General features: G+C 57.9%; 20 protein-coding genes and 1 pseudogene. 13 read left to right on the top strand and 8 right to left on the bottom strand.

What is annotated here, in order from left to right:
* Nucleotides 1–41: 41 nt before the first annotated feature.
* From glnG to glnA, 3 genes are all read right to left on the bottom strand, one after another.
* Nucleotides 42–1,451 carry a nitrogen regulation protein NR(I) gene (glnG, locus tag GKQ23_RS23370; protein WP_101506470.1) on the bottom strand — a complete coding sequence of 470 codons (1,410 nt, stop codon included), beginning with the start codon at nt 1,449–1,451 and terminating at the stop codon, nt 42–44.
* 7 nt (nt 1,452–1,458) lie between these two features.
* On the bottom strand, nt 1,459–2,508 hold the full coding sequence (glnL, locus tag GKQ23_RS23365; protein ID WP_056233511.1) for a nitrogen regulation protein NR(II): 1,050 nt from the start codon (nt 2,506–2,508) through the stop codon (nt 1,459–1,461).
* A 203-nt stretch (nt 2,509–2,711) separates the two neighbouring features.
* Nucleotides 2,712–4,121: a glutamate--ammonia ligase gene (glnA, locus tag GKQ23_RS23360; protein ID WP_056233513.1), complete on the bottom strand. Its 1,410-nt coding sequence runs from the start codon at nt 4,119–4,121 to the stop codon at nt 2,712–2,714.
* 434 nt (nt 4,122–4,555) lie between these two features.
* Here glnA and typA point away from each other — a divergent pair, with 434 nt between their 5' ends.
* From typA to GKQ23_RS23295, 13 genes and pseudogenes are all read left to right on the top strand, one after another.
* Nucleotides 4,556–6,376 (top strand): ribosome-dependent GTPase TypA, encoded by a 1,821-nt coding sequence (gene typA, locus GKQ23_RS23355; protein WP_056233514.1) that lies wholly within the window; start codon nt 4,556–4,558, stop codon nt 6,374–6,376.
* A gap of 113 nt (nt 6,377–6,489) precedes the next feature.
* Nucleotides 6,490–7,746, top strand: a pseudogene (locus GKQ23_RS23350) (IS3 family transposase).
* 86 nt (nt 7,747–7,832) lie between these two features.
* Nucleotides 7,833–8,429 (top strand): glucose-1-phosphatase, encoded by a 597-nt coding sequence (yihX, locus tag GKQ23_RS23345; protein WP_056233516.1) that lies wholly within the window; start codon nt 7,833–7,835, stop codon nt 8,427–8,429.
* Nucleotides 8,429–9,304: a virulence factor BrkB family protein gene (locus GKQ23_RS23340; RefSeq protein WP_101506471.1), complete on the top strand. Its 876-nt coding sequence runs from the start codon at nt 8,429–8,431 to the stop codon at nt 9,302–9,304. Before yihX ends, GKQ23_RS23340 begins: the two co-directional genes overlap by 1 nt.
* The gene (gene dtd, locus GKQ23_RS23335) at nt 9,301–9,738 is read left to right on the top strand and encodes a D-aminoacyl-tRNA deacylase (protein ID WP_056233519.1); all 438 of its coding nucleotides are present in this window, start codon (nt 9,301–9,303) and stop codon (nt 9,736–9,738) included. Before GKQ23_RS23340 ends, dtd begins: the two co-directional genes overlap by 4 nt.
* A gap of 59 nt (nt 9,739–9,797) precedes the next feature.
* Nucleotides 9,798–10,736: a fatty acid biosynthesis protein FabY gene (fabY, locus tag GKQ23_RS23330; RefSeq protein WP_056233521.1), complete on the top strand. Its 939-nt coding sequence runs from the start codon at nt 9,798–9,800 to the stop codon at nt 10,734–10,736.
* A 460-nt stretch (nt 10,737–11,196) separates the two neighbouring features.
* Nucleotides 11,197–11,751 (top strand): fimbrial protein, encoded by a 555-nt coding sequence (locus GKQ23_RS23325; protein ID WP_212409541.1) that lies wholly within the window; start codon nt 11,197–11,199, stop codon nt 11,749–11,751.
* A 73-nt stretch (nt 11,752–11,824) separates the two neighbouring features.
* A complete protein-coding gene (locus GKQ23_RS23320) occupies nt 11,825–12,376 on the top strand; it encodes a fimbrial protein (RefSeq protein WP_212409540.1) in 552 nt (183 codons plus the stop codon).
* Nucleotides 12,377–12,441: 65 nt separating this feature from the next.
* Nucleotides 12,442–14,919, top strand: a complete 2,478-nt coding sequence (locus GKQ23_RS23315; protein ID WP_212409539.1) for a fimbria/pilus outer membrane usher protein — start codon at nt 12,442–12,444, stop codon at nt 14,917–14,919.
* Between the two features lie 38 nt (nt 14,920–14,957).
* A complete protein-coding gene (locus GKQ23_RS23310) occupies nt 14,958–15,707 on the top strand; it encodes a molecular chaperone (protein ID WP_212409538.1) in 750 nt (249 codons plus the stop codon).
* A 14-nt stretch (nt 15,708–15,721) separates the two neighbouring features.
* Nucleotides 15,722–16,363, top strand: coding sequence for a fimbrial protein (locus tag GKQ23_RS23305; RefSeq protein ID WP_158239905.1), 642 nt, complete (start codon nt 15,722–15,724; stop codon nt 16,361–16,363).
* On the top strand, nt 16,360–17,433 hold the full coding sequence (locus tag GKQ23_RS23300) for a fimbrial protein (protein WP_212409537.1): 1,074 nt from the start codon (nt 16,360–16,362) through the stop codon (nt 17,431–17,433). Before GKQ23_RS23305 ends, GKQ23_RS23300 begins: the two co-directional genes overlap by 4 nt.
* Before the next feature lie 8 nt (nt 17,434–17,441).
* Nucleotides 17,442–17,990: a fimbrial protein gene (locus GKQ23_RS23295; protein WP_212409536.1), complete on the top strand. Its 549-nt coding sequence runs from the start codon at nt 17,442–17,444 to the stop codon at nt 17,988–17,990.
* Nucleotides 17,991–18,047: 57 nt separating this feature from the next.
* Here the strand turns inward: GKQ23_RS23295 and GKQ23_RS23290 are convergent, their stop codons facing one another.
* From GKQ23_RS23290 to spoT, 5 genes are all read right to left on the bottom strand, one after another.
* Nucleotides 18,048–19,712 carry an AsmA family protein gene (locus tag GKQ23_RS23290; protein WP_212409535.1) on the bottom strand — a complete coding sequence of 555 codons (1,665 nt, stop codon included), beginning with the start codon at nt 19,710–19,712 and terminating at the stop codon, nt 18,048–18,050.
* A gap of 220 nt (nt 19,713–19,932) precedes the next feature.
* Nucleotides 19,933–21,321 carry an NCS2 family protein gene (locus GKQ23_RS23285; RefSeq protein ID WP_212409534.1) on the bottom strand — a complete coding sequence of 463 codons (1,389 nt, stop codon included), beginning with the start codon at nt 21,319–21,321 and terminating at the stop codon, nt 19,933–19,935.
* Between the two features lie 112 nt (nt 21,322–21,433).
* The gene (recG, locus tag GKQ23_RS23280) at nt 21,434–23,515 is read right to left on the bottom strand and encodes an ATP-dependent DNA helicase RecG (protein WP_212409533.1); all 2,082 of its coding nucleotides are present in this window, start codon (nt 23,513–23,515) and stop codon (nt 21,434–21,436) included.
* Nucleotides 23,515–24,210: a tRNA (guanosine(18)-2'-O)-methyltransferase TrmH gene (gene trmH / locus GKQ23_RS23275; protein ID WP_056233538.1), complete on the bottom strand. Its 696-nt coding sequence runs from the start codon at nt 24,208–24,210 to the stop codon at nt 23,515–23,517. Before trmH ends, recG begins: the two co-directional genes overlap by 1 nt.
* Nucleotides 24,211–24,320: 110 nt before the next feature.
* Complete coding sequence (spoT, locus tag GKQ23_RS23270) at nt 24,321–26,438, bottom strand: bifunctional GTP diphosphokinase/guanosine-3',5'-bis pyrophosphate 3'-pyrophosphohydrolase (protein ID WP_056233540.1); 2,118 nt, start codon at nt 26,436–26,438, stop codon at nt 24,321–24,323.
* Nucleotides 26,439–26,442: the final 4 nt, after the last annotated feature.

Here is a 26,442-nt window from a genome sequence, read left to right as displayed (position 1 = left end):
CCTCTTCAGTCGCCGGCTTATCCCCGGTTTGCCGCCGTGGCTTACTCCATCCCCAGCTCTTTCAGCTTACGGGTCAGCGTATTCCGCCCCCAGCCCAGCAGCCGAGCCGCTTCCTGCTTGTGCCCCTGGGTGTGGCGCAGGGCGGTGGTCAGCAGCGTGCGTTCCATCTCCGGCTGTGCTTCGGAAAGCAGGTTTTGATGACCGGAACGCAGCGCGCGGTCGGCCCACTGCGCCAGCAGCGTGGCCCAGCTGTCCGGCAGCGACTGCGTCGGGCTGTCCGGCGTGGCGGTTTCAAACAGCTCCGGCGGCAGGTCCTGAATCAGCACCTCCTGACCGGCGGCCATCACCGTCAGCCAGCGGCAGGTATTCTCCAGCTGGCGCACGTTGCCGGACCAGTGCAGGCGGGTCAGCGCGGTTTCGGTCTCCGGGTGCAGAATTTTCGCCTCCACGCCCAGCTCCCGTGCTGCCACCTGCAGGAAGTAGCGCGCCAGCCGTGGAATATCCTCACGGCGCTCGCGCAGCGGCGGCAGATGTACGCGGATCACGTTCAGGCGGTGGAACAGATCCTCACGGAACTTGCCCTCCTGCACGCGCAGCTCCAGGTTCTGGTGGGTGGCGGCAATAATGCGCACGTCCACTTTCACCGCCGCGTAGCCACCCACCCGGTAGAACTGCCCGTCGGCCAGCACGCGCAGCAGGCGCGTCTGCACGTCCAGCGGCATATCACCGATCTCATCAAGGAACAGCGTGCCGCCGTCGGCCTGCTCAAAGCGGCCCTGACGGATCTGATTGGCACCGGTAAACGCGCCTTTCTCATGACCAAACAACTCGGACTCGATCAGGTCTTTCGGGATTGCCGCCATATTCAGCGCGATAAACGGGGATTTCGCCCGCGGGCTGTGGCGGTGCAGGGCATGCGCCACCAGCTCTTTACCGGTACCTGACTCGCCGTTGATCAGCACGCTGATCGACGAACGTGACAGGCGGCCGATAATGCGAAATACGTCCTGCATCGCCGGAGCTTCACCGATGATATCGGCGGTCGGGCCGCTGACCGGCTGGTTACGCGGCTGCTGCTGCTCCTGATAATGGCTGATGGCGCGCTCGACCAGCGCCACCGCTTCATCAATATCAAACGGCTTGGGCAGGTAATCAAACGCCCCCTGCTGGTAGGCGCTGACCGCGGCCTCCAGATCGGAGTGGGCGGTCATAATAATCACCGGCAGCATCGGGTGGCGCTGTTTGATCTGCTTCAGCAGCGCCAGCCCGTCCATCCCCGGCATACGAATGTCTGATAACAAAACGTCCGGGGTTTTACTGGCGAGGGCATCAAGCACCTCGCTGGCGCTGTCAAAGGTGGTACAGCTTAAACCGGCTCCAGTGAGCGCACGTTCAAGCACCCAGCGGATGGAGCTATCGTCATCGACGACCCAGACTATCCCTCGTTGCATAGAAACCTCACTGGCGAATAGGCAAGTAAACAGAAAATTCAGTGTGGCCCGGCCAGCTCTTAAATTCGATCTTGCCGGAGTGCTGGTCAATCAGGCTGCGGGCAATAGATAAACCCAGCCCGGTGCCGCCTTCGCGGCCGCTGACCATCGGGTAAAACAGCGTGTCCTGCAGCTGCGCAGGAATACCCGGGCCATCATCTTCAACATCAATACGCGCCACCAGGCGGTAGCGGGTACCGTGCAGCGTCAGCTGAAAGGCGGTACGGGTGCGCAGGGTGATGGTGCCGCCGGCGTCGCCTAACGCCTGCAGCGCGTTACGCACCACGTTCAGCAGCACCTGCTCGATCTGGTCCGGATCGTGGGGCAGTTCGGGCAGGCTCGGATCGTAGTCACGTACCAGCGACACGTTGTCCGGCAGCTCCATCGACACCAGATTGACCACCCGTTCGGCGACCTGGTGAATGCTCTGGGTGACGTGCATGCCGGGTTGTTGCGGGCCCAGCAGCCGGTCCACCAGGTTGCGCAGGCGATCGGCCTGCTCAATGATCACTTTGGTGTATTCGGTTAACGATGGATCGGGCAGCGCTTTCGCCAGCAGCTGTGCGGCCCCGCGCAGGCCACCGAGCGGGTTTTTGATCTCATGGGCCAGCCCGCGAACCAGATCGCGCGCGGCCACCTGCTGAGCGTGTTGCAGCTGCTCCTGGCTGAGACGGCGCTGGTTGTCCATCGGCGCCATCTCCAGCAGGATCAATCCATCCTGCTGGCGCTGGGCGGTCAGCGACATAATGTGTGCCCGACTGTCGACCACCAGCGTTACTTCACTGTCGGTAAAGCCCTGACCTGCATCCAGGTTCTCAAGCATTACCGCAATATTCAGGGAAAAATAGCCCATCAGCTCCGGCAGCGGCGTGCCGTACAGCTTACGGGAACTTTGCGCCAGCAACTGCTGAGCGGCGGGATTGGCGTAATGAACCGCCAGATCGCTATCAACCAGTAAAATACTGTTGATCAGAGAATTGAGAATCTGCCCAGCATCGGGCTGCGTGCCAGCTGCCATACAGCGTTCTCCTGCGTGAATTATTTGCACCATGTTGGTGCATTATAGTCTCACAGCCCGTTTTTCGTCGCGTTTGACGACGCCGGGCGGAGAAAAAAGCCCATCCGGAGATGGGCTGAAGTTTCCACGGCAACAAAATCCCGGGCTCCGTTGCGGCGGCAGGTCAACCACTGTCGCAACGTCACCGGGTGAACTACGTAAAATTAAACGCTGTAGTACAGTTCGAACTCAACCGGGTGCGGAGTCATACGCACGCGGTCCATCTCTTCCTGACGCAGTGCGATGTAGGCATCGATGGTGTCATCAGTGAACACGCCACCACGGGTCAGGAACTCGCGGTCTTCGTTCAGTGCAGCCAGCGCTTCGTCCAGAGAACCGGCCACTTTTGGAATCTCAGCTTCTTCTTCCGGCGGCAGGTCGTACAGGTTTTTGTCCATCGCATCGCCAGGGTGGATCTTGTTGATGATGCCGTCCAGGCCTGCCATCAGCAGTGCCGCGAAGCACAGGTACGGGTTAGCCGCTGGATCCGGGAAGCGTGCTTCGATGCGCACCGCTTTCGGGTTGGAAACCACCGGGATACGGATAGAAGCAGAACGGTTACGGGCTGAGTAAGCCAGCATTACCGGAGCTTCGTAGCCTGGGACCAGACGCTTGTATGAGTTGGTGGTCGGGTTAGCCAGGGCGTTGATCGCTTTAGCGTGCTTGATAACACCGCCGATGTAATGCAGCGCCATTTCAGACAGGCCGCCGTATTTGTCGCCAGAGAACAGGTTGGTGCCGCCTTTAGACAGAGACATATGGCAGTGCATACCGGAACCGTTATCACCAAACATTGGTTTTGGCATAAAGGTCGCAGTTTTGCCGTAGGCGTGCGCTACGTTGTGGACAACGTATTTGTAGATCTGAATTTCGTCGGCTTTTTTGGTCATGGTATTGAAGCGGGTGGCCACTTCGTTCTGACCTGCGGTTGCCACTTCGTGGTGGTGAGCTTCAACCACCAGGCCCATCTGCTCCATGGTCAGACACATAGCAGAACGGATGTCCTGTGAAGAGTCGACCGGTGGTACCGGGAAGTAGCCGCCTTTCAGACCCGGACGGTGGCCTTTGTTGCCGCCTTCGTACTCTTTACCGGTGTTCCAGCAGGCTTCGATATCGTCGATAGCCACGTGAGAACCGGAGGTGCTGCTGCCGAAACGGATGTCGTCGAACAGGAAGAACTCTGGCTCAGGTCCGAACAGAACGGTGTCTGCGATGCCGGAAGAGCGCAGGAAGTCCTCTGCACGCTTGGAGATGGAACGTGGGTCACGGTCGTAGCCCTGCAGCGTGCCTGGCTCAAGAATGTCACAACGGATGATCAGGGTAGTGTCCGCAAAGAACGGGTCGATCATTGCTGTGGTCGCGTCTGGCCACAGAACCATGTCGGATTCATTGATGCCTTTCCAGCCACCAATAGAAGAACCGTCAAACATTTTGCCTTCTTCGAAGAAGTCAGCGTTAACCTGATGTGCAGGAATGGTAACGTGCTGCTCTTTACCTTTAGTATCGGTAAAACGCAGGTCAACAAATTTGACTTCGTGCTCATTCATCATCGACAGAACGTGTTCAGCGGACATACTTAACTCTCCTGGATTTTGTTGTCGTCGTGTTTAGAGACCTTCACGGGTGCGCATGGCTCATGACCGCGCTGACTCCGATAATAAAGATCTCTGACAAGCTATCAACCGTTGTGGAAACTGGCATTTTTCGCTTGTATGAACTAAAGCGAAATCTATGCCAACTTTCTAATTACGCCTAAAAAGCGCTATGATGCGCCCTCTCGTAAGACGAGGACTGCACCACGATGGAAATCGCGCACCATTTTGGTGCCATTGAGTGATAAATGGGCACTGTTTTGGTGCAATTTTTCGACTCAGTGCAATGTTTGCACTGAAAATGGCTGCAAAAGCAATCCGGACAGTTATCTTTAGATGAAATTTGTGATCCTGTTCAGTCCTTCGATTAATCCGTGTACAATAGCGCGCTATTTCTAAATGCCTGAGGCAAAGCTGTGATCGAAAATTTGCGTAACATCGCCATTATTGCCCACGTTGACCACGGTAAAACTACCCTGGTTGATAAGTTGCTGCAGCAGTCCGGGACCTTTGACGCCCGCACCGAAGCAACCGAACGCGTAATGGACTCCAACGATTTGGAGAAAGAGCGTGGGATTACCATCCTCGCAAAAAACACCGCCATTAAATGGAACGACTACCGCATCAACATCGTTGATACCCCAGGACACGCCGACTTCGGCGGTGAGGTAGAGCGTGTGATGTCTATGGTCGACTCGGTGCTGCTGGTTGTGGATGCAATGGATGGCCCGATGCCGCAAACCCGCTTCGTGACCAAAAAAGCATTTGCTAATGGTCTGAAGCCGATCGTGGTAATTAACAAAGTTGACCGCCCTGGCGCGCGTCCTGACTGGGTTGTTGACCAGGTCTTCGACCTGTTCGTGAACCTGGACGCGACCGACGAACAGCTCGACTTCCCGATCATCTATGCTTCTGCCCTGAACGGCATCGCCGGCCTGGATCATGAAGATATGGCGGAAGACATGACTCCGCTGTACGAAGCGATCGTGAAACACGTTTCTCCACCACAGGTTGAGCTGGAAGCGCCGCTGCAGATGCAAATCTCCCAGCTGGACTACAACAACTACCTGGGCGTGATCGGTATCGGCCGTATCAAGCGCGGTAAAGTGAAGCCTAACCAGCAGATCACCGTGATCAACAGCGAAGGCAAAACCCGCAACGCGAAAGTCGGTAAAGTTCTGACCCATATGGGCCTGGAGCGTATCGAAGCGAGCGAAGCGGAAGCGGGCGACATCATCGCCATCACCGGTCTGGGTGAGCTGAACATCTCTGACACCATCTGCGACACGCAGAACGTGGAAGCGCTGCCGGCCCTGAGCGTTGATGAACCAACCGTAACCATGTTCTTCTGCGTTAACACCTCTCCGTTCTGTGGTAAAGAAGGTAAGTACGTGACTTCACGTCAGATCCTCGACCGTCTGAACAAAGAGCTGGTGCACAACGTGGCACTGCGTGTTGAAGAAACCCCGGATGCTGACGCCTTCCGCGTGTCAGGTCGTGGTGAACTTCACCTGTCAGTTCTGATCGAAAACATGCGTCGTGAAGGTTTCGAGCTGGCGGTATCCCGTCCGAAAGTTATCTTCCGTGAGCACGAAGGCCGCAAGCAGGAGCCGTTCGAAAACGTGACCCTCGACATCGAAGAACAGCATCAGGGTTCTGTGATGCAGGCGATGGGCGAGCGTAAAGGCGACATGAAAAACATGGATCCGGATGGCAAGGGCCGCGTACGTCTCGACTACGAAATCCCAAGCCGTGGCCTGATCGGCTTCCGTAACGAATTCATGACCATGACTTCCGGTACCGGCCTGCTGTACTCCACCTTCAGCCACTACGACGACGTGCGTCCGGGCGAAGTGGGCCAGCGCCAGAACGGCGTGCTGATCTCTAACGGCCAGGGTAAAGCGGTTGCGTTCGCCCTGTTCAGCCTGCAGGATCGCGGTAAGCTGTTCCTCGGCCACGGTGCGGAAGTGTATGAAGGCCAGATCATCGGTATTCACTCACGTTCTAACGACCTGACCGTGAACTGCCTGACCGGTAAGAAGCTGACCAACATGCGTGCGTCCGGTACTGACGAAGCCACCACCCTGGTTCCGCCACAGAAGATGACCCTCGAGCAGGCGCTTGAGTTCATCGATGATGACGAACTGGTAGAAGTGACCCCGGCTTCCGTACGTATCCGTAAACGTCACCTGACTGAAAACGACCGTAAACGCGCTGGCCGCGGCCCGAAAGAGTAAGTTCTTTCCCGGGTAACAACGTCGATAAGGCCGGATAATCTCCGGCCTTTTTTTTCGCCCTGACCCGTCCTGAATAGCGTTGACACGTTTCCGACTTAATTCCGGAGAACGTGATGAATACTGAGTTCAAACGCACCCAACGAGATTACACTCTGTCTTTTAAACTGGCCGTTGTTGAGCAGGTCGAGAAAGGCGAACTGACCTACAAACAAGCCCAGCAGCGCTATGGCATCCAGGGACGTTCAACCGTTCTGTCCTGGTTACGCAAACATGGACGCCTTAACTGGAGTCCAACTTTGCCCAATCTCTCAACCAGGAGTCTGCCTGTGAATCAGCCCCCGACCCCTCTCACACCACAACAAAGAATCAAGGAACTTGAAGAACAGCTTGAACTGGTCAGCCAGAAAGCTGAGTTTTTTGAAGCGGTTGTGAACGTTTTAAAAAATGATTACGGGGTAAGCATCGTAAAAAAGCGGCCCGGGAAGTCCTCGCGCAAACTCCGGCCAAAAAGCTGACGGTCAGCCGTGTCTGTCAGTTTTTTGGGCACAGCAGACAGTCCTGGTACCAGCAAAACAAACGGGATATCGCCCGCCGGAGGCAGTCGGCTGAGGTCATACGTTTCGTGGCGAAAGTCAGGCTACGCCAGCCGCGAATAGGCACACGGAAACTTCATTACCTGCTTCACAGCCAGGCACAGATAGCCCCGCCAGTGGGGCGTGACAGGCTGTTCACACTGCTGTCTGAACACCGAATGCTGGTTCCCTGCAAGCGTGCATACCACAAAACAACTAACAGCCATCATCGGTTCCGCAGGCATCCAAATCTGCTAAAAAAGGGTCCAGACCAGGTGATAATTAGCCGTCCTGAACAGGCCTGGGTTGCAGATATTACATATCTTCCAACCCGGGGTGACATGGTTTATCTGAGTCTGATAACCGACGCCTGCTCACGTAAAATCATGGGCTACCACGTCCATGAAAGCCTTAAAACTGAAGAGGTTATGGAGGCGCTTCGCTGTGCCTTACGACACCGGCGCGGTCAACTGAAACTGATACACCACTCAGACAGGGGGATCCAGTATTGCTCGGAAAAGTATCAGGCGATGCATCAAAAATATGGAATAACCTGTTCGATGACCGATGGTTACGACTGTTATCAGAATGCGCTGGCAGAAAGAGTCAACGGGATACTGAAAACGGAATTTCTCCTGCACCGTCCGGCCGATCTGCATGAGGCAAAAAAAATGGTGGCGGAGTCGGTAGCAATCTACAACGGGGAGCGTCCACATCTGGCGCTAAAATATAAAACGCCTGATGAGGTTCATCAGGCGTTGATCGCTGGCTGAAGGTGTCAACTTATACCAGGACTAGTCACCCCGCTTTTCCTGCGCCTCACCTGTTCAGCCTGCCATTTTCCCGCTAGAGTGAATAACTCACCGGAGCAAAAGGAGCCGACCATGCTGTATATCTTTGATTTAGGTAACGTCATTGTTGATATTGATTTCAACCGGGTGCTTGGGGTCTGGAGCGATCTCGGGCGGGTGCCGTTAGCCACGCTGCAAAGCCATTTTAAAATGGACGACAGCTTCCACCAGCATGAGCGCGGTGAGATTAGCGACGCGCTGTTCGCGGAAAAAATGTCTGAACAGCTGGATATCGCGCTGAGCTTTGAGCAGTTTGCGGCGGGCTGGCAGGCGGTATTTGTCGGCGTGCGTCCGGAAGTGATTGCCATCATGCATAAACTTCGCGAGCAGGGCGACCGGGTGGTGATCCTCTCCAATACCAACCGTCTGCACTACAGCTTCTGGCCATCGCAGTATCCGGAAGTGCTACAGGCCGCCGATAAAATCTATCAGTCGCAGGATATGGGTGTGCGTAAGCCGGAAGCGGCGATCTACCAGCGGCTGCTGAATGAAGAGGATGTCTCTGCGGAAGAGGCGATCTTCTTCGACGATAACCTCGAGAACGTTGAGGCCGCGCGCGCGCTGGGGATCCACAGCGTACACGTCACCGATAAGCACGTGGTGCCCACCTTTTTTGCCGATCGTAAATAATGACGGGCCGGGTTAACCACTATCGCCACCGCCTGCGCGCTTTCTGGTCGTGGATGAAGCTGCTGTGGCAGCGAATTGATGACGACGGCATGACCACGCTGGCGGGTAACCTCGCTTACGTGTCGCTGCTGTCGCTGGTGCCGCTGATTGCGGTGGTGTTTGCGCTGTTTGCGGCTTTTCCGATGTTCTCGGAGGTCAGCGTTCAGCTGAAGAGCTTTGTCTTCAATAACTTTGTGCCGGCCGCCGGCAACGTCATCCAGAGCTATCTGGAGCAGTTTGTCGCCAACGTTAATAAAATGACCGCGGTTGGCATTGGCGGCCTGATCGTCACCGCGCTGCTGCTGATGTACTCAATAGACTCGGCGCTGAATGCCATCTGGCGCAGCGCGCGCAAGCGGCCGCTGGTCTACTCGTTTGCCATTTACTGGATGATCCTGACGCTGGGGCCGCTGCTGGCCGGGGCCAGCCTGGCGATCAGCTCTTACGTGCTTTCATTACACTGGGCCACGGTCAGCGGCGTCAGCGGCGCGCTGGATATGCTGCTGCGGCTGTTCCCGCTGCTGCTCTCCTGCATGGCCTTCTGGCTGCTGTACAGCATTGTGCCTACCGCGCAGGTGGCGGGGCGCGATGCGCTGATCGGCGCGCTGGTGGCCGGAGCGCTGTTCGAACTCGGCAAAAAAGCCTTTGCGCTGTATGTTACGATGTTCCCGTCTTATCAGCTGATTTATGGCGTACTGGCGGTGATACCCATCCTTTTTCTATGGGTTTACTGGACCTGGTGTATTGTCTTACTGGGGGCTGAAATCACCGCCACCCTTGGCGACTACCGTCGCCTGAAACAAGAAGAACAAGAACGAGAAAACGAGGAAGTATGATTGCATTAATTCAGCGTGCGCTGTCCGCCAGCGTCGCCGTTGCCGGGGAGACCGTCGGGGAGATTGGCCCGGGGCTGTTGATTTTGCTTGGCGTGGAGAAAGGGGACACCCCCGCGCACGCCGAAAAGCTGGCCGGGAAGGTGCTGGGCTACCGCATCTTCGGCGATGACAATGACAGGATGAATCTCAACGTGCAGCAGGCCGGGGGCAGCCTGCTGGTGGTCTCCCAGTTTACCCTGGCGGCCGATACCAAAAAGGGTATGCGGCCGAGCTTCTCCGGCGGTGCCGCCCCGGACGAAGCCGACCGCCTCTATCAGTACTTTACCGCCTGCTGTCGTGAAAAAGGCATTGCCACTGAAACCGGGCGTTTTGCCGCCGATATGCAGGTCTCGCTGGTCAATGATGGCCCCGTGACCTTCTGGCTACAGGTTTGATGCCGCTGACGGAGCGGCCAGGGAACAGCCGGACAGACTCTGACAGAGAGAACCACTTTATGTATCACCTGCGCGTACCTGAAACAGCTGAAGAGTTAGACGCCTACTACCAGTTCCGCTGGGAGATGCTGCGCAAGCCGCTGCATCAGCCGATGGGCTCCGAGCGCGATGCCTGGGATGCGCTGGCGCACCACCAGATGGTGGTGGATGAACAGGGTAATATCGTCGCCACCGGGCGGCTTTATATCAACGCCGATAACGAAGCGGCGATCCGCTTTATGGCCGTGCACCCTTCCGTGCAGGGCAAAGGGCTGGGTACGCTGGTGGCGATGACGCTGGAGTCGGTGGCGCGCCAGGAGGGGGTGAAGCGGGTGGTGTGCAGCGCCCGTGAAGACGCTGTCGACTTCTTTGCCAAGCTCGGCTACCTCAACGAAGGGGAGATCACCGCCCCGCAAACCACGCCGGTTCGCCACTTCCTGATGATCAAACCGGTGGTGACGCTGGACGATATCCTGCACCGCGCCGACTGGTGCGGGCAGCTGCAGCAGGCCTGGTACGAACATATCCCGCTCAGTGAAAAGATGGGCGTGCGTATTCAGCAGTACACCGGGCAGAAATTTATTACTACCATGCCGGAAACCGGCAACCAGAACCTGCACCACACGCTGTTTGCCGGCAGCCTGTTCTCACTGGCCACTCTGACCGGCTGGGGGCTGATCTGGCTGCTGCTGCGCGAACGCCACCTCGGCGGCACCATCATCCTCGCCGATGCCCATATTCGCTACAGTAAACCGGTCACCGGCAAGCCGATGGCCAGCGCCGACCTCGGCTCGCTGAGCGGCGATCTCGACCGCCTGGCGCGCGGGCGTAAGGCGCGGGTACAGTTGCAGGTGGAGCTGTTTGGCAATGATGAGGTGGGTGCGGTGTTTGAGGGCACCTTTATCGTCCTGCCTGCCGATCCAGACGGTCCGCTGGAGGAAGGGGGCTCGGTCGGGTAACCCGGATACCCACCGCGCTGCTGTTATTAACCGCCCCACTAAGGGCGGTTTGACGCTTTGCCAGCAGATTATACTAATCTGCTCTCCATCGTAATATTTGGTTAAATTACGATTGCATTAAAATTGGTAATGGTGACTTTTTTTTATGTTATCTAATGTTGTTGTTATTGATTAAAAAAAGCCCAGGTCATAACTTTTATTAATTAAGTGATTATGTAACGCTATTTTTTGATGCATGGGTTTTCTTATGGTATTTTTGTTTTTTTGTGCTGTTTTTCTATCAGGATTTATTTTATCAAATTCCTCTATTTTTAATTTTCGTGAATCATAATGTCGCATTTTTACTTCTCTTGAATAATAATTTTCATATTTCTCATTGGATGATATTTTGTTATTCGCATCGCGAGAGCGATAGCATATTCCATTTTACTTAATTAATTAGATTTCAAGGATGTTAAATATGAGACTGAACAAGTTATTGCAGGCAGTGGGATTAGTGACGCTAGCGACCTTCACTGGCTATGTGTTGGCTGCGGGCTATGAAGGTACACCGACGCAGGGGCAAATTCTGCTTACCGGAGAGCTGGTGAACTCAGCCTGCGGCCTGGCGCCGAACTCCAGCCCGGTGCAGGTCGAATTTGGCCAGATCACCACCGCATCACTGAAGGACCATAAGCGTGCCGGCAATGTGCGGAAGGATATCGAACTGCAGGGCTGCGATACGACAGTGGCGAAAACCGCCACTGTGACCTACACGCCGAACACCGTCGATCCGGCCAACGACAAACTGGCAGCCTTCACTTCCGGCACCGCCAGCGGTGCCGGCGTGGGTCTGAAGGATAACGGCAACCAGGATGTAGTCTGGGGCACGGCCTCAGCCAAGGTCAGCCTGGTGAACGGTGTGACAAAAATCCCGTTTGTCGCCTTTATTCAGGCGGACTCTGCGAGCGCCAGCAGCGTTGTGGTGCCGGGTGCCTTCCAGTCGGCTATCAACTTCCAGATTGACTATCAGTAATGCAGGCGGCCTGGCAGCGCAGGGCCGTAGTCAGGATTGTGCTGCCAAATGGGCAATCTGAGTCGGAGGGAAGATGATCCTAAGCAAAGGGATTTGCGTGCTGCTGCTGTTAGCCCTGTCCGGGCAGGCTGCAGCAGCAGCGGGTGATATAGCCAGTACGCCGGGTGAAATGCGCATCAGCGGAGAAATTATCGAAGCCCCATGCCGCATTGACTACCCGGATCGCGATCAGTGGCTGGACTTTGGCCCGTTAACGGTCAGGGAGATCCTGCAGCAGTCGGACAGTAACCTGCAGTACGTGTTTCACGTCAGGCTGGTGGGCTGCACGCTGCTCAGCCGTTTGACCTCGGGTCTGAACTGGCATCGCGCCCGGGTAACTTTTCTTAGTGATACACCTGGCAGCAGCGATCGACTGGTCAGCGTGGTGGGCGAAGCAAAAGGTTTTGCCATACGTCTGAGCGCAATTAACGATGAGCCGATTATATTTGGCCAGCCCACGAACGGGATTGAATTAGTTGACGGCAATAATGTGCTGAATTTTAAAGCCAGCATAGTACCACTGAGAAAGAATATTACTGCTGGCAGTTTTTATGCCAGCGTACATTTTTTCATGGATTACTTGTGACTACTCAACCGGCGGCGAAGCCATAAACGTTTCGGGGTGGCAAGGATGCGTTGCAGATGAAGTGCATGACGAGAAAAAACATCGGGTTGCTGTTGTTTGAACTGTTACTGCTGCTGGCCAGTGCGGATACGTCAGGTGCCGCCAATGACCCGGTGGAATTCAGTACCGACGCACTGGATGCGGGCGATCGTAAAAATGTCGATCTCAGCCGCTTTGCTGAAAATAATTTCGTCGCACCCGCGACCTACCTGCTCGATCTGAAAATCAACGGCAACTTTTTTAAGCGGCAGAAGATTACCTATATCGTTTCGCCGGATAACGTGAAACAGAGCCTGGCATGCCTGCCGGTTGACGTTGTTCAGGCGCTGGCCCTGAAAGAGGAGGCGCTGAACCACGTGCGCAGAATCAGTGACAGCTGTTATGACATCCGATCAATCCCCAGTGCCTCCCTGAACAATCAGCAGGGCAGCCTGGATATCTCTATTCCACAGGCGTGGATGAAGTACAGCGATCCGGATTGGGTACCACCTGAGCGCTGGGACAGAGGGATCCCCGGGCTGTTGCTTGACTACAGTGTCAGCGGGCAGACCACCCGCCAGATCAAGGGCGGTGGTGGTTCAAGTACCGATTTTTCCGCCTATGGCCAGGCCGGGATCAACCTCGGTGGCTGGCGGTTACGTGCTCAGTATCAGGGCGACTACTCGGCCCGTGACCACCGGCACCGTTTTGACTGGAACCAGATCTATGCTTACCTGCCGCTGCCGCTGCAGGCGGCGAAACTGACGCTGGGCGAAATCTACTCCAACTCGCAGGTGTTCGACACGGTGCGCTTTACCGGTATCAATCTTGCCAGCGACGAGCGCATGCTGCCGCCGAACCTGCAGGGCTATGCGCCGGAGGTACATGGTATCGCTAAAAGTAACGCCAAAGTGACCGTCAGCCAGAGTGGGCGCACCATCTATGAAACCACCGTACCTGCCGGGCCGTTTAACATTCAGGATCTGAGCAACGCAGTGCGCGGCAAGCTTGACGTGCGCGTTGAGGAGCAGGATGGCAGCGTCAGTACATTTGAGGTCAATACCGCCTCTATCCCTTATCTGACCCGACCCGGCTACATTCGCTACAACACCTCTGTCGGTGCGCCTTCACAGTACAGCCATAAAATTCAGGGGCCCGCCTTTTACACCGGTGACTTCTCATGGGGCCTGAGCAACGCGTGGTCGATATACGGCGGGGCGATCCTGTCCGGCAAAAGTTATAACGCCTGGAACCTCGGTGCCGGGCGCGATCTGAATGTCTTTGGCGCGCTGTCGGCGGACGTCACCCAGTCGCTGAGCCAGCTGCCGCATGAAAGCATGCAGCAGGGGATGTCGTTTAAGCTCAGTTACGCCAAGACCTTTGACGAATATAACAGCAGCATTACTTTTGCTGGTTATCGCTTCTCGCAGAAAAAATTTCGCACCCAGGCGCAATACCTCGATGAGCGCTATAGCGATAACCGTTACCCTGGCCACGAAAAAGAGATGTACACCATCACCGGTAATAAAACCTTTTGGGTGGATAACCCGGACTGGCGCACTACGCTGTTCCTCACCTATTCCCACCAGAACTACTGGAATCGCAGCAGTCAGGACCGCTACGGCCTGTCGGTCAGCCGCGCGTTTCGTATTGCCGGCGTGAAGAACATCAGCGCTAACCTGTCGCTGTTCCGTTCGCTCTATCAGGGGTTGCGCGACGACAGCCTGTCACTTTCTGTCTCGATACCGATTGGTGACAGCCGCTGGTCAGGCTATGACCTGCAAGTGCACGGCAAAAAAAGCACCCAGATGGCTTCATACAGCGATAACCGGGACATCAACAACAACTGGCGCCTGCGTGCCGGCGCAGACCAGGATGGCAAGGTGGCGCTTGATGGCTTCTACGAACACCGCGCCGAGGTGGCTGATATTAATGCCAACCTCAACTACCAGCAGGACCGCTATCTTTCGCTGGGCGGTACGGCGACCGGCGGCATCACCGCTACCCGCTACGGTGTGGCGCTTAACAGCAGCAGCGGTACCCAGGACACGGCACGGGTGATGGTCGATACCGGCGGCGTGGCGGGTGTACCCCTTAACGATAAACAGGCAGTCACCAACCGCTGGGGCCTCGGCGTGGTATCTGATGTGGTCAGCTACAGCAGCTTTGATACCCGCATTGACGTCGACGCGTTGAAGCAGGACGTTGACGCCAGCCATGCTATCGCCACCAGTACGCTGACCGAAGGCGCGATCGGCTACCAGAAATTCTCCGTTACCCAGGGCGAGAAAATGATGGCACAGCTGCGTCTGCAGAGTGGCAGCGCCCCGCCGTTCGGTGCCGACGTGCTCAACGGCGATGGCGTTAACGTGGCGATGGTGATGGATGACGGCCTGGCGTGGCTGGTGGGCATCAAGCCCGGAGAGCAGCTGGACGTGCAGTGGGACGGTAAAACTCACTGTGCGCTGACGGTGCCGAAGATGATTCCGCACGGCCAGGCGCAACTACTGTTGCCGTGTCAGTAAGAGGGAAAGCAATGAACTTGGTTAACAGGAACCTGAATATGAATATATGGAGAGTCAGCAGCAGGCTGCTGGCGTTAACACTGGTCGTCAGCGGCGGCATCGGAGCGGCGCAGGCCGGTATTTCACTGGACCGCACGCGGATGATTATCACCGGCAGCAGTGAGTCGGCCAGCGCCAATCTGAGTAATACCAGCCCGGACGTGCCGTTCCTTGCCCAGGCCTGGGTAGAAGATGCCAGCGGTAAACATATCACCTCACCGTTGCTGGTGCTGCCCGCGCTACAGCGCATTAACGGCGGCCAGAAAGGGGTGATCCGCGTGACCAAAACCGCCGGCATCAATGCGCTGCCGCAGGATCGTGAAACGCTGTTCTACCTTAACGTGCGTGAGATCCCGCCGAAGCCGAAAAAGGCCAACGTGCTGCAGCTCTCCATGCAGTCGCGCATCAAGCTGTTCTATCGTCCGACGGCGGCGATCCCGGCCAGCCGTGACGCGGTGTGGCAGGATCAGGTCAGTTTTCACAAGCAGGGTAAAACCTTCGTCGCTACTAACCCAACCCCCTACTTTATCACCATCATTGGCCTGAGCCGTAAGGCGGTGGAGAAGGGCGGTGAACCGATCACCACTTTTCCCGGGGTGATGATTGCGCCGAAATCGACGCTCGATATCCCGGTAACCGACAGCAGCGTGAGCGACTTTATGGTGATGTACGTCAATGACTACGGCGGCCACCCGGAAATTCATTACCGCTGCAACGGCGCGCAATGTAGCGCGGTCAGGCCCGGATGAGCGGAGGGCAAGCGATGGATAAGATTAACCCCAGGCCACCACGCCTGCGCTGGCTGCTGCTGAGTCTGGCGATACTGCTGGCCGACCGGCCAGCCGCTGCCGCGCTGAAGGATACACGCAGCGATCTGCACAACGTTGATGGGCAGTACGGTACGGTGCACTTTCGCGGTGACGTGCTGGTCTCGCCGTGCATTCTGGCCAGCCAGTCGCAGGAGCAGCTGGTGGAGATGAAAACGGCTACCGCACGCGAGTTTCATCATGCCGGTGACCGTTCGCGAAAAGTAACCTTTGTGCTGAAATTACAGGACTGTCTGGCGGGTGCCCGCCAGGTACACGAGGATTTTCCCGGGCATACTATCGGCCGCGATGCACATCTGCTCAGCAGTTCAGAGCGGGTGGTCTCCCTGTTCTTTAGCGGCGAGCCTGACGGCGCTAACCACGATCTGCTACAGCTGGAAGGTAACGTACATGGCCTGGGACTGCGGCTGTTCGACGCGCGAGGTGAGCCGCTGTCGCTTAACCAGGCGCAGACGCCCTATCTGCTGTCGCCGGGTAATCACAGCCTGACGTTGATGGCCGCTTTAGAGGCGACTGATAGCTGGGTCAGCGGTGGCAGCTATCTCGGAACACTGCATATACGAGTGGAGTATTTATGAACCCAATGACTGCGTGCTGTAAAAAATGTTTAACGGTTCGGGGGGCATTAGCGTTTGCAGCCATGCTGACAGGACACTCTGCCCTGGCATATGAACAGGGCGAAGTGACGCCGCAGGTACCGCATAATTATGATGTCAGTTTGACGACGCTGGATATAAAAAATAATGTGGCCGGCGCTGTCATTATGCCCCCCCCCTGGAATAACAGCGGTGCTGTCTATACAGGGTACATTCACTGCCCGGATGGAAGGATTAAGGAGAAACCACGATATTATACTGCTACCACTGGTATGACACCCTCAGCAATAAATCCGGGTTATTTTCGCCTGAATGACTATTTTGATGTAAAAATTCAGGTGTTTATTGTCAATGGTCCTACCCCTGGCTATGACGTACCCTTTTACGACGTTTCAAATCAGGATAAAAAAAGTTGTCGTAAAAATCCTACGACTGATACTCGCATTGAGTCAGGATCGAAGGGGCAGGTTACGTTCAAAATCACCAAACCCGTCATTAATGGCGTCTCACTTAACAGCTATGAACTGGTTAAGCTATATGGCCGACAAGAGCTAACACCGGTATTACTCAATACGCCACTGACGACCGTTACCCTTAAATCAGCGATCATTACCGTACCGGATAAATGCGTAGTTAACGCCGGTAATGCGATTGTGGTCAATTTTGGCGACATTCCCGGCAACAGTAGTCAGCTCAACGGTAACAATTTTAAGAAAGATGTTCCCATTAAAATAGCCTGCAAGGGAGGGAGCTTCGATATGAGTAAGCTGAATATCAAATTAGGCGTACAGCCCTCAGGATCCGGCCTGGCCAGCTTCAGCCCGGACTATCTCGGTACCACCGGTAGCACCGACCGTAAAAACCTGGGCATTGTGCTGAAAGATAAAGCAGACAACTCGCCGGTCATTCCGGGAAAATTTTATAATCTGAAAACCTTCAACAACAACAGTGGTTCGTGGAATTTGACGGCGGCACCGATAGCCAAACCCGGCAGTGAAATACCTGAGGGTGAATTCGATGCCAGTGGCAGCATCATTGCTGAGTTTCAGTAGGAGAGGCAATGAAGATTTTCTCAGTAGTATGCTGCGTCTGGGCGCTGTTACTCACTTTAGCTGTGCGGGCTGACGAAGCGATTCTGATTGGTGGTGAAATTCGCTTCCACGGCCGTGTAGTGGCGCTGCCGTGCAGCATCGCCCCGGGTGATGAGACGCTGCAGGTGGATTTTAAACAACTCTCCACTGAGGATCTCTACCTGAACAAGCAGACCCGTCCGGTAGGGTTTACCCTGCATCTGATCAACTGCAGCACTACGGTGTATAAAACCGTTACGGTGACCTTTTCCGGCGAACGCAGCCAGGCACTGCCCGAATCTCTGCGGGTGCACAGCAATGCTTCAGGCGGCACCGCCGGGATCGCCATCGATCTGCGTCAGGATAACGGTAATCCCCTGACGCTGGACCAGCCCACCCCAGCCACGGACCTGACCCGTGGCAGCATGCAGTTAGGCTTTCAGGCGCTGGTACGCGGCGAACCGGACGCGCTGCAGCAGCATAACCTGCAGCTCGGCCCGTTTACCTCGACGGCCAGCTATACCCTGAACTATCAGTAACGTCGACGTGCGCAGAGCGGCAGGTGCCAATGCTCTTTGGTGTGCGCTGCCAGCGACTTACTGCAGCTGGCCGTTAACCAGTTTCTGCTTCTGCGCACCGCCGTTCAGCTCCAGCGTAGCATTCACCGTCGGCTTCAGCGGCTTGTCCGCCTGCAAATTACCGGAAAGACTAAGCTTCAGGTTGCTGCCGGCCGGCAGAGATTGCCCCGGCCAGCCCCAGTTCGCCAGCACCGCCGCATTCACCTGGCGACCGGTTAGCGACAGCGAAAGAGCCCGCTGCGGAGCCTGGCTGACGTTGGCCACTCCCTCCAGCATGCCGCTGCCGCTAAAAGCGCTCAGTTCGGTAACGTTAATGCTGTTGCCGTCGGCGTTCAGCGCCAGCGACGGGTGACGCAGGTCAACACGGTTAAAGGTGGACTCGGCGGCGTTGGCGCTCAGGCTACCGGACCAGATACCCCAGCGGTGGTTTTGCGCCAGTAGCAGGTTGCTGCCGCTGGCGTCCAGCGCCGTCATCTGGAACGGGAAGTCCGGGTTAATATCGATAATCAGGTTCCGGTTGGCGGTGAAGCGGCTAACCTGCACGCTGTCGAGCCAGCCCGGCAGCGTTTGCAACCAGCGCTCACGCCAGTTGGCCGGCAGCGTATATTCCAGCCCGGCGACCACCAGTTCATCCAGCGTCAGCTTTTTATCACGGCGGCTCCAGCTGCCGCCGGTGCGGATCATGCCGTTGACCCAGCGCGAGCTGAACTGGGTCAGCGCCACGCCCGCCGGTGAGAATTCCAGGCTGGCAATCGGATCGTTGAGCTGCAGGCTGCCGTTAACAAAGCTGCTGGCGTTGAGCGCCAGCGTGCCGTTATCGCTCTGCCAGTCGCCGTGGCTGAAGGTAATATTTTTCAGCAGCAGATCCAGGTCGGTTACCGCCCAGTCCAGCCCCTCCAGCCGGGCATCGGTGACGTCCACCCGGTTAAAACTGATATCCGGCAGACTGAGCAGCGGCTGCAGGAAGTCGGCCAGCGTTTTATCGCTCTGCAGGCGGATACTGTTCAGCCGCAGGCTCTGAACCTGCCAGCCACCGCTGGCGTCGCGGCGTGCATTAGCGGTAATCGAACCCAGCGCCACGTCCGCGCCCACGTTGCTGAACAGCCACTCGCGCCCTTTGATGCTGCCTTCCAGCAGCGCGTTGCTGGCGGTCAGGTCGCCCAGCGCCAGCGACCCGGCGCTCAGCTGAAAGCGCGCCTGTTGGCCGAGCAGGGCCCCTTTTTCCGGCAGCCACGGCGTGACGCCGCCGTCAACTTTCTGCCCCTGCACCGTCAAGTCGCCCGCGCTGCCGTTGACCGTCATCCGGCTCAGCAGCAGGCGGTCAGCCTGCAGGCGCCCCGGCATCGCGTTATCGGTCAGGTTAAGCGTACCTTCGTTGAGACGAATTGAGGCGAAGTGCTGCGGATTAGTCAGTTGCGCCAGGCGTAAACCGAGGTCCACCCGCCGCGAGGTCAGCAGCGGCGGCTGCCCTGGTGCCGTCAGCGTCACGTCGTCCAGCCGCAGCAGTCCGGGGGCCGAGAAGTTATGCTCAATCTTGCCGATGCTCAGCTGATACTGCGCGTCACTCAGCTGGCGGCTTGCCCACGCTGCGCCCCAGCGGGTCTGCAACAGCACGTAGCAGGCCACCAGCGCCAGCAGCAGGATCAGCAACAGCGTAAGCAAAATTTTGCCGGGATACTTCATCGCAACCACCCTATCGATTTCCGCTAATGGCTTGTTATGCCTGATTTAACGGCGTATCTCAACCGGGAAGCCCTGACAAGGCTGAAATTTGTGCAGAAAGCGGTAAGGAGAAGGTCAGGGATGAGGCAGAAGGTAGAAGGTGAGGGAAACAAGGAGGTAAGGGTGACCATCATCAGAACAGATTGCCGGGCAGATTGCTCCGCCCGGCAGCGCCCGGCGCTTACTTCTCCTGCGGGAACAGCAGGTTCAGCACAATGGCGGTAATACCGCCGGCGGCAATGCCGGAGGAGAGCAGCATCTTCAGCCACTCCGGTGCAAACTGCAGGATCAACGGCTGCTGGGAGACGCCCAGCCCCACCGCCAGCGACAGCGCGATAATCATAATCGCCCGGCGGTTCAGCGGCTCGCGGGAGACGATGCGCACGCCGGAGGCGGCGATGGTGCCGAACATCACCAGCGTGGCACCGCCGAGCACCGGCTCAGGAATGTGCTGCACGAAGCCGCTGACCGCCGGGAACAGGCCGAGCACGATCAGCATCAGCGCCACAAAGAAGCCGACATAGCGGCTGGCGACGCCGGTCAGCTGGATCACGCCGTTGTTCTGGCCGAAGCAGGAGTTCGGGAAGGTGTTGAACAGCGCCGAGACGCAGGAGTTGAGGCCGTTGGCCAGTACACCCCCCTTCAGGCGTTTCATGTACAACGGGCCGCTGACCGGCTGCTCGGAGACGTCAGAGGTGGCGGTGATATCGCCGATGGTCTCCAGCGAGGTGATCATAAACACCAGCATCAGCGGGATCAGCAGGCTCCAGTCGATGCCCAGGCCGTAATAGAACGGCGTCGGGATGGTGATAAGCGCCTCACTGGCCGGTGCGGAGGTTGCCGGCAGCATGCCCATCGCCCACGCAAGCAGATAGCCCACCGCCATGGCAATCACCAGCGAAGCCACCCGCAGGTAGGGGTTACGCTGGCGGTTAAGCAGAATAATCACCAGCAGTACCGCGCCGGCCAGCAGCAGGTTTTTCGGCGCGCCGAAGGTATGATCGTTGAGCGCCGCAAAGCCGCCGCCGATCGAGGTCAGGCCCACCTGAATTAGCGACAGGCCGATAATCATCACCACGATGCCGGAGACCAGCGGAGTGATCACCCGGCGCGCCAGGTGCAGCACGCGCGACAGCGCCATCTCGGTGCAGGAGGCCAGCATAAGCGTGCCAAACAGCGCCGCCATCATCGTCGGCACGTCGGCACCGCCGTTCTTCAGCGCCAGCCCACCCATAATCAGCGGTGAGACAAAGTTAAAGCTGGTGCCCTGAATCGACAGCAGCCCGGAACCGATCGGACCCCAGGTTTTTATCTGCAGGATCGACGCCACGCCGGAGGCAAACAGCGACATGCTGATAATGTGCTGGGTATCCTGCGCCGGCAGGCCCAGCGCCTGGCAGATCAGCAGGGCCGGGGTGATTACCGCCACAAACATCGCCAGCAGGTGCTGGCAGGCGGCAAACAGCGTTTGCGGCAGCGGCGGGCGGTCTTCCAGGCGGTAGATCAGCTCACTGTGGCTGGCCGGAACCGGGGTACGATCGGCAGCGTCAACGGAGGTTTCAACGGACATTTGGGGCTTCCAGCGGCAATAAAGGTGGCGATTTTAAACCGAATGGTGTGAAAAGCAATCGTTTGCCAAACTTTCATTTATCCTGGCCGGCCGGACTTCGCCAGCGTAGCCGTCAGGCGTTAGTATAGCGTTCGGTTTCCGGCAGCCAGCGCTCAATCAGCGCCTGAGCCTGCTGCGGATAGTGCTGATGGATATGCCGCGCCACGCGCTGCACTTCGGGGATCATCGCCTGGTCGCGCAGCAGGTCGGCCACCTTAAATTCGGCGTTGCCGGTCTGGCGGGTGCCGAGCAGCTCACCGGGGCCGCGGATCTCCAGGTCACACTGGGCAATAACAAAGCCGTCGTTGCTGTCACGCAGCACCTGCAAACGCTTCTGGGCGGTTTTGCTCAGCGGTGCCTTATACAGCAGCACGCAGTGCGAGGCTACCGCGCCGCGGCCGACGCGGCCGCGCAGCTGGTGCAGCTGCGCCAGCCCCAGCCGCTCAGGGTTTTCAATAATCATCAGGCTGGCGTTCGGCACGTCGACCCCGACCTCAATCACCGTGGTAGCGATCAGCAGATGCAGTTCGCCCTGCTTAAACGCCTGCATCACCGCCTGCTTTTCGGACGGCTTCATCCGGCCGTGCACCAGGCCGACGTTCAGCTCCGGCAACGCCACTTTCAGCTCTTCCCAGGTGGCTTCCGCCGCCTGGGCTTCCAGCAGCTCGGACTCTTCGATCAGCGTACAGACCCAGTAGGCCTGGCGACCTTCGCTGCCGCAGGCGCTTTTCACCCGGGCGATAATGTCGGCCCGGCGGGTATCGGGGATCGCCACGGTGGTCACCGGGGTGCGCCCCGGCGGCAGCTCGTCGATGGTGGAAGTATCGAGGTCGGCATAGGCGGTCATCGCCAGCGTGCGCGGGATCGGGGTGGCGGTCATAATCAGCTGGTGCGGGTGGAAGCCCTGCTCCACGCCTTTTTCCCACAGTGCCAGCCGCTGGTGAACGCCAAAGCGGTGCTGTTCATCGATGATCACCAGCGCCAGGCCGTTAAACTGCACCTGCTCCTGGAAGATGGCGTGGGTGCCGACCACCATCGACACCTGGCCGCTGGCAATCGCCTCCTGCTGGGCGAGCCGCGCTTTACCCTTCTGCTTACCGGCCAGCCAGCCGACTTCAATCCCCAGCGGCGCAAACCACTGGCGGAAATTACTGGCGTGCTGCTCGGCCAGCAGCTCGGTGGGGGCCATCAGCGCCACCTGCTTGCCGTGCGCGATAACGTTAAGCGCCGCCAGGGCGGCAACCAGCGTTTTACCGGAGCCGACGTCGCCCTGCACCAGCCGCATCATCGGATAGTCTTTGGCCAGATCTGCTTCAATCTCTTTGACCACCCGCTGCTGTGCGCCCGTCGGCTTAAACGGCAGCGCCGCCAGCAGTGGGTTGCTTAGCCGGTGGCTGGCGGCCATCGGCAGCGCGTGATGGCGCTGGGCGCCGGCGCGGACCGCCAGCATGCTCAGATTATGCGCCAGCAGCTCTTCCATAATCAGCCGCCGCTGGGCCGGATGGGTGCCGCTGGCAAGGTCCGCCAGCGCCATATCCGGCGGCGGGCGGTGCAGCGTGCGCAGCGCCTGCGGCAGGCCGATCAGCCCCTGGCTCAGTTCCGGCGGCAGCAGCTCGGCGATCGCGCAGGTCTCCAGCAGGGTCAGCGCCTGATCGGTCAGGTTACGCAGCGTCGCCTGACGGATGCCTTCGGTGGTGGAGTAAACCGGGGTCAGCGTCTCCTGCAGTTCGGTAACGCCGTGATCGCCCTGCACGCGGTACTCCGGGTGGACGATCTCGGCACCGCGCTGGCCGCGTTTGATCTCACCGTAGGCGGTGACGCGACGGCCGGGCGCGAGACTGTTTTTCATGCCGGCATTAAAGTTAAAGAAGCGCAGGGTGATCACGCCGCTGCCGTCGCTCACCTGACAGGTGAGCATACGACGGCGGCCAAAGCTGATGTCGCTGTGCAGCACTTCGCCCTCAATGGTGGCGTAAATCCCCGGCAGCAGGTCATTAATGGCGTACAGCTGAGTGCGGTCTTCGTAGCGCAGCGGCAGGTGCAGCAGCAGATCCTGAAGGGTGACCAGACCGATTCTGGCCAGCTTTGCCGCCTGGCTGGCACCGACGCCGGTCAGGGTAGTGAGCGGAACCGCATCCAGCAGGCGGCCCTGCATTATTTCACCGCTCGCGACTGCATGGTGGCCCACCAGTCCGCATCGGCGACCACCTGGCCCTGGTCATCAATCACCGGGTAGGGCAGCCCTTTGTGTTTCGCCACGCGCGCCAGCACCGGGTAGCCGCCTTCAAACAGCAGGCGCTGCTGCTCGGCGTAGTCCAGCGTGCTCTCCGTGCGCTGGTACATACCCGCGTTCTGCCGCTGACGCTGTGCTTCGTAGAGGATCAGCGCGGAGGCGACGGAGACGTTCAGCGACTGCACCATACCGATCATCGGAATAATGATGTCCTGGTCGGCCAGGTCGAGCGCTTCCTGGGTGATGCCGGTTTTCTCCTGCCCCATCAGAATACAGGTCGGGCGGGTGTAGTCGATTTCACGAAAATCCACCGCCTTGGCGGAGAGATGGGTGGCGAGGATCTGCATCTTCTGCCCTTTCAGGTGGCTGACCGCTTCGGCAATGGTGCGGTGGGTCTTCACCTGCACCCAGCTGTTGCTGCCCGCAGCCGAGGAGACCATGGTGCGCATCCGGCTGCCCGGCCATACGGCGTGGACTTCATGCACGCCAACGGCGTCCGCCGTACGGATCACCGCCGAGACGTTATGCGGCTTGTGGACCTGCTCCATGCACACCGTCAGATCGTGCTGGCGTGCGGCGAGCATTTCTCGAATGCGGGCGTAGCGTTGAGCGTTCATGCGCAGGAAAACTCCCTTAAAAATGGTGGTATGCCGCCGGATGCGAAAGCACGGCGGGTGCGGACCGCGCGGCGTGAGAGCGCCGGCGGCCGCAGCCTGGAGGGGCAACCTTAGTTGCGGTTACGGTGCACCTTGATGACATCCGGCATTACGCGAATTTTACGCATAATATTGGCCAGATGGACGCGGTCGCGTGCGGTCAGACGGATAAAGGCGCTGTAAACGCGTCCGTCTTTCTCTTCGGTGTTCAGGCTCTGAATATTGGAACCTGCCGTATTAATCGCCGCGGTCAGGTTAGCCAGTGCGCCTTGGTGATTGAACATATCCACCTTAATCTCGGCGACGAACTCCTGTTCGGTGACTTTGTCCCACTCCACCGCCATAAACTTCTCCGGCTCTTTCTGGTAGCCGCGGATGTTACGACAGGACTCATGGTGCACCACCAGCCCTTTACCCGGGCTGACGTGGGCGACAATCGGGTCACCGGGGATCGGGCGGCAGCATTTGGCAAAGGTGATCAGCACGCCGTCCGCACCCTTGATCGGCAGCTTACTGCGTGAAGGCGTGGACTGGCTGGCGCCTGACGGCGCAGCATCGCTCTGCTGCAGATTCTTCGCCACCACCACGCTCATCGCGTTGCCCAAGCCGATTTCGGCCAGCAGATCGTCCAGCGTCGCCAGCTTCATGCGTTCGAGCTCATGCTGAAGATTGGCCGGCGGGATTTCAGCCAGTTTACGGCTGCCTCCCAGCGCATGGTTCAGCAGGCGGCGGCCGAGGCTCACCGAGTCGTCACGCTTGAGGTTTTTCAGCAGCTGGCGGATCTTGGCGCGTGCTTTCGAGCTGACCACGAAGTTCAGCCAGGCGGCGTTCGGCCGCGCGCCCGGTGCGGTGATAATTTCGACGGTCTGGCCGCTGGTCAGCGACTGCGACAGCGGATAAGGCTGACGATCGACACGGGCACCGACGCAGGCGTGGCCGATATCGGTATGTACCGCATAGGCGAAGTCGACCGGCGTGGCGCCGGCAGGCAGTTCGACGATGCGCCCTTCCGGGGTAAACACGTAAATCTCATCCGGGAACAGATCGGATTTCACGCTCTCGATAAATTCAAACGAGCTACCGGCGCTCTGCTGCAGCTCCAGCAGACTTTGCAGCCAGCGCTGGGCGCGGATCTGTGCGGTGGTGCTGCTTTCGCCCTGCTCTTTATATGCCCAGTGGGCTGCCACCCCCATCTCTGCCATCTGATCCATGTCTTCGGTACGGATCTGCACCTCAACCGGCACGCCGTGCGGCCCGATCATCGAGGTGTGCAGCGACTGATAGCCGTTGGCCTTGGGGATAGCGATATAGTCTTTCATCCGGCCGGGGCGTGGCTTATAGAGGCTGTGCATCTGCCCCAGCACCCGGTAACAGGTATCCAGATCTTTGACGATCACCCGAAACGCATAGATATCCATAATCGAATGGAAGCGCTGCTCTTTCAGGTGCATCTTGCAGTAAATTGAATAGAGGTGCTTTTCGCGACCGCTGACCCGGCAGGGGATCCCCGCTTCCTGCAGGCGACCGTCAATTTCAGAGAGGATTTTTTGGATCATCTCTTTACGGTTGCCGCGGGCGGACTTCACCACTTCTTTAATCACGCGGTAACGGTTGGGGTAGAGCGCCTCAAAGCCCAGCTCTTCCAGCTCGGTCTTCAGGTGATGAATACCCAGACGGTGCGCCAGCGGACTGTAGATTTCGAGGGTTTCCTGCGCGATACGGCGTTTTTTATCCGGGCGCAGCGCGCCGAGCGTACGCATGTTGTGCGTGCGGTCGGCCAGCTTGATCAGAATGACGCGGATATCCTGCACCATCGCCATGATCATTTTGCGGAAGTTTTCGGCCTGTGCCTCTTTCTTATCGCGGAATTTCAGCTTATCGAGCTTGGAGACGCCCTCAACCAGTTCAGCCACGGTCTTGCCAAACAGCTGTTCCATGTCCTGATAAGTGGCGGGGGTGTCTTCGATCACGTCATGGAGTAGCGCGGCCATCAGCGTTTCATGGTCGAGCTTCATTTCCGCCAGGATACAGGCAACGGCAACCGGATGGGTGATATAGGGCTCACCGCTGGAGCGTGTCTGTCCCTCGTGGGCATCACGTGCGACAAGGTAGGCTTGCTTGAGGCGCTTAATCTGCTCCTCAGGCAAGTATTTTTCAATCAGCTGATTGAGACTTTCGAACAGATACAAGGCG

The organism is Erwinia sp. E602 (assembly GCF_018141005.1).
GTDB lineage: Bacteria > Pseudomonadota > Gammaproteobacteria > Enterobacterales > Enterobacteriaceae > Erwinia.
This window is presented reverse-complemented; position numbering and strand designations above follow the sequence as displayed.